The 3,877-nt window shown below is 68.6% G+C and carries 4 protein-coding genes; 1 reads left to right on the top strand and 3 read right to left on the bottom strand.

Going from position 1 to position 3,877, the window contains the following annotated elements; genetic code table 11:
* Positions 1-1,506 (top strand): helix-hairpin-helix domain-containing protein (locus V7Q39_RS19930; protein WP_333818357.1); only part of this gene is annotated, 1,506 nt, incomplete at its 5' end.
* A gap of 120 nt (positions 1,507-1,626) precedes the next feature.
* Here the strand turns inward: V7Q39_RS19930 and V7Q39_RS19925 are convergent.
* From V7Q39_RS19925 to V7Q39_RS19915, 3 genes are read right to left on the bottom strand one after another with little or no spacing between them, the layout of a single operon-like run.
* Positions 1,627-2,469 (bottom strand): energy transducer TonB family protein, encoded by an 843-nt coding sequence (locus tag V7Q39_RS19925; RefSeq protein WP_333818356.1) that lies wholly within the window; start codon positions 2,467-2,469, stop codon positions 1,627-1,629.
* Positions 2,466-2,876: a TonB system transport protein ExbD gene (exbD, locus tag V7Q39_RS19920; RefSeq protein ID WP_333818355.1), complete on the bottom strand. Its 411-nt coding sequence runs from the start codon at positions 2,874-2,876 to the stop codon at positions 2,466-2,468. Before exbD ends, V7Q39_RS19925 begins: the two co-directional genes overlap by 4 nt.
* Before the next feature lie 3 nt (positions 2,877-2,879).
* Positions 2,880-3,791, bottom strand: coding sequence for a MotA/TolQ/ExbB proton channel family protein (locus V7Q39_RS19915; RefSeq protein ID WP_333818354.1), 912 nt, complete (start codon positions 3,789-3,791; stop codon positions 2,880-2,882).
* Positions 3,792-3,877 lie beyond the last annotated feature (86 nt).

Here is a 3,877-nt window from a genome sequence, read left to right as displayed (position 1 = left end):
GACATGCTGTGCCGCGCCGATGCGGTGGGGGTGTTCCAGGTGGAAAGCCGGGCGCAGATGAACTTCCTGCCCCGGATGCGGCCGCGCCGGTCCTACGATCTGGTCTGTGAAGTCGCCATCGTCCGCCCCGGCCCGATCCAGGGCGGCATGGTCACCCCGTTCATCCGCCGCCGCATGGGCCTTGAACCCGTCGAAGACCTTGGTCCGGCGATGATGGAGGTGCTGGCGCGCACCTACGGTGTGCCGCTGTTTCAGGAACAGGCGATGCAGATCGCCGTGGTCGCCGCAGGCTTCACCCCGTCCGAGGCCGACAGCCTGCGCCGCAGCCTTGCCACCTTCAAGCGGATGGGCACCATCGGCAGCTTCCGCGACCGGTTCATCGGCGGCATGCTCAAGCGCGGCTATGACGCCGATTTCGCCGCCCGCTGCTTTGCCCAGATCGAAGGCTTCGGCAGCTACGGCTTCCCCGAAAGCCATGCCGCCAGCTTCGCCCGGCTGGTCTATGTCTCGGCCTGGCTGAAATGCCACCATCCGGCGGTGTTCACCTGCGCGCTTCTGAACTCGCAGCCGATGGGCTTTTACGCTCCCGCCCAGCTGGTGCGTGATGCGCGCGAACACGGGGTCGAGGTGCGCCCCGTCTCGGTCGATCATTCCGACTGGGACTGCACGGTGGAACCGCGGCCCGATGGCGCGCTGGCGCTGCGGCTGGGGTTCCGCCAGATCAAGGGGATGCGGCAAGAAGATGCCGACTGGATCGTCGCGGCGCGCGGCAACGGCTATCCCGATGTCGAAAGCCTGTGGCGCCGCGCAGCGATCACGCCCGACAAGCTGGAGCGGCTGGCCGAGGCCGATGCCTTCGCCCCCATCGGTTTGATCCGTCGCGAAGCGCTCTGGGCCGCCAAGGCGCTGCGCGGCCCGGCGCCCCTTCCTCTTTTCGGCACCGACGGCGAGGGCGGGAAAGAGCCGGCGGTCCGACTGCCGCAGATGACCCTGGGGCAGGAGGTGATCGAGGATTATCTCTCGCTCCGTCTCAGCCTGCGCGCGCATCCGATGGAGCTTTTGCGCCCCCGCTTGCCTGAAAGCCTGCCGCATGACCGCCTGCTGCAGGCCAAGGGGCGCATCACCCTCACCGGTCTGGTCATCACCCGCCAGCGCCCCGGCACGGCCTCCGGCGTGATCTTCCTGACGCTGGAGGACGAGACCGGCGTCTCGAATGTCGTCGTCTGGCGCCGGATCTACGAGACCTTCCGCAAGGCCATCATCACCGGACGGCTGCTGCGCATCACCGGCCGGATCGAGCGCGATGGCCAGGTGGTTCACGTGATCGCCGAGCATGTGGAGGACCTGTCACCCCTGCTGACCACGCTCGGCCGTCCGGCGGCAATCGAAGCGAAAGACAAGCGGGCGGAAGAAACCCGGCGCCCGGCGGGTGGCAATATCCGATCCGCCGCGCATCACCCAAGGGAACAGGCCAAGCGGCTGTTTCCCAGCCGGGATTTCCATTGAAAATCAGTCGGTACGCGGGCCGGTCAGGCGAAGATAACGCCCCTTCGACCCCAGCAGCAATCTTGACGAGCAGAGCGGGATGTCTTTCGGCAGGCGGGCCACACAACCGCGCCGCCCGGCTCACTTCCCGACGAACTCGAAGGAATAGCTGCGTCCGGCGCCCTCCGGCGGTGCCGGGAAAGGGGCCGAGCGGCGGATGTGATCCACCGCGATCTGGTCGAGCGCCGCATTGCCCGAGCTTTGCGCCACACTGACCCCGGCCAGGCTTCCATCTGCCGCGATGGTGAAATTCACCACGGCCGTGCCCTTCCCGGCGCCCGATTTCTTCTTGGTCGCGCGGACCTTCTTCATCACCGCCTTGCCGTAGGCCGCCGGGGATACCGCCCCGCCCTTCTTCGCCTTCGATCCCGTCGTCGCCGCGCTTGCCGAGGCCGAGGCGGCGGCCTTCTCCTTCTTGGTCTCTTTCGGCTTGTCTTCCGCCGTCTCGGTCTTCTTCGGCTTCTCCGCCGGCTTTTCCTTCACCTTCTTCTTCTTTTCAGGCTCCGGCTCCGGCTTAGGCTTCGGCTTCTCGACCGGTTTCTCCTCGACCTTCGGCTCCGGCTTCTCCGGCGGTGGCGGCAGGGCGAGATCGGCCTCTACCGGCACTTCCGGCACCGGCAGCGCAACCGGCCAGGCCGCCGCCAGTTCGGGCGCGACATCCGCTTCAGGCAGATCGGGTGCGTCTTCGGTCGGCATGGGTTCGTCCGGCGTGTCCGGCGCCTCGTCCACCACTTGCGGCGCGGCTTCCGCCACAGCGGCGACCGAGGGCGCCGTCGGCGGCAACTCGCCAAGGTCGACAAACAGGACCGGCGCCTGCCGCTCGGCCGCCAGCGCCATCGCGGCGGCCCCGCACAGAAGCGCCGTCGCCGTCGCCCCGGCCAGAACCCATCCCGCAGTGCGGGCGTCGGGGCCGCGGGCGGTCATGGCGCATCCTCCAGGCCCACCAGCGCGACCTTAAGATAGCCCACGTCCCGCAGCCGGTTCAGCACCTGCATCAGCGCGCCATAGTCGACCTTGCGGTCGGCGCGCAGGAAGACCGGCGTGTCGCGCCTGCCCCCGGTCTTGGCATCCAGCGCAGTGCCAAGCGCATCGCGCGACACCGCGCTCTCGTCCAGCATGAGGCTCAGATCGGCGGTCAGCGTCAGCCACAAAGGTTCTTCCGGGCGCTTGCTGACCGGGGCGGTGGAGCCGGGCAGGTCCACCGGCACGTCGACGGTCGACAAGGGGGCCGCGACCATGAACACGATCAGCAGCACCAGGATCACGTCGATGAACGGCGTGACGTTGATGTCGCTCAGCTCGCTGTCGCCCTCGTCCAGCCGCAGTGCCATGGCCTAGACCCCCGCCCCCATCCGCCGGTCCATCTCGCGGCTGAAGCGCGCCAGCAGCTCGGCCCGCCCGTCCGCCAGCGCATGACGATAGGCCCCGATCCGTCGCATCACCGCGTTGTAAAGCAGCACCGCCGGAACCGCCGCGACCAGGCCGATCCCGGTGGCCAGAAGCGCCTCGGCGATCCCCGGCGCCACGACCGCAAGGCTGGTGGTCTTGGTCGCCGCGATGGCGAGGAAGCTGTTCATGATCCCGAACACCGTCCCGAAGAGCCCGACGAAAGGCCCGACCGCCCCGATCGAGGCCAGTAGCCCCGTGCCCGAGCGCAACCGCATCACCGCCCCGGCCTCGATCCGGTCCATCGCCAGTTCCAGCCTTGCGCTGGACGAGGCGCGCAGGTCCGCCGTCAGCGTGGGCGCAAGCTCCGCCACCTCGTCGCGGGCCGCCCGTGCGGACAGGGCCAGCGGGCAATGCCCGGCGATCTCCACCAGTCCGGATCCCGTCGCCAGCGCCGCCCGCGCCCGCCGCAGCTTGGCGAAGGCCAGGGCGAATTCGACGATCTTGAACAGGAACACCGTCAGCACCGCCGCGACCGCCAGCGTCAGGAGACCCATCACCGCCTGCACCACCGGATGCGCCTTCAGGACAAGGCTGACCAGATCGGTATCGACCTCCGGCTCGGCGACCGGCAGGGCTTCCGCCCCAGCGACCGGAGCCGCCTCTGCCGCAGCAGCTTCTGTCCCGGCGCTCTCTGCCGCAGGACCCTCTGCCACAGGACCCTCTGCCACAGGGCCCTCTACCGCAGGGGTGCCCGCGGCATCGGGCAACACGGGGGCAGCCTCGGTCGTGGTGCCACCATCGCCCAGGACCGGCGCCTCACTGGTGACGACAGGAGGGCTTGCGCCCTCCTGTGCCATGGCCGTCGCGGCCAAGAGGAAAAAACAAGCAGTGACGGCGTATCTCACCATGTGAAGTTCTTGCCAATCGTCAGTTTCGCATTCAT

Origin of the sequence: Tabrizicola sp. (assembly GCF_036781545.1) — a bacterium.
Taxonomy (GTDB): Bacteria; Pseudomonadota; Alphaproteobacteria; order Rhodobacterales; family Rhodobacteraceae; genus Tabrizicola.
The sequence above is the reverse complement of the archived record's forward strand: the minus strand, read 5'-3'. Positions and strand labels throughout refer to the sequence as shown.

Coding starts and splice junctions, on each gene's coding strand:
- exbD (WP_333818355.1), bottom strand. CDS start 2,876: ATGGCACTGCGGCTGGACGAGGGCGACAGCGAGCTGAGCGACATCAAC.
- V7Q39_RS19915 (WP_333818354.1), bottom strand. CDS start 3,791: ATGGCACAGGAGGGCGCAAGCCCTCCTGTCGTCACCAGTGAGGCGCCG.
- V7Q39_RS19925 (WP_333818356.1), bottom strand. CDS start 2,469: ATGACCGCCCGCGGCCCCGACGCCCGCACTGCGGGATGGGTTCTGGCC.